Annotated in this window: 1 protein-coding gene; it reads right to left on the bottom strand. The window is 45.9% G+C overall.

The window, feature by feature from the left end:
* Positions 1 to 270 (bottom strand): P-type ATPase actuator domain-containing protein (locus AC2Q9J_RS17960; RefSeq protein ID WP_499042046.1); only part of this gene is annotated, 270 nt, incomplete at both ends.

The raw sequence follows: 270 nt of genomic DNA, 5'->3' as shown, positions 1-270 counted from the left end.
GCGGGTCACAATCGTTCCCATAAATGCCATATTGGTAATATCGCGAAGTGAAACATCCGGTTTTTTCAATTTATCAGCATGCTTCACAACCGGGATTGATTCCCCGGTCAGCGCTGATTCTTCTATTTCAAGGCTTCTCGCTTCAACAATTCGAACTTCTGCGCCAATTCTGTCCCCGCTCGTAAATTTCACAATATCACCCGCCACCAGTTCCATAGAAGGAATCTTTGTCCAACTTCCTTCCCTGAGTGCCATAACGTGCTGTGTTGA

This window comes from Planococcus sp. RAB007_Raresut, assembly GCF_057369535.1.
Note: the sequence above shows the minus strand (reverse complement) of the source record. Positions and strands in the feature narration are given on the sequence as shown.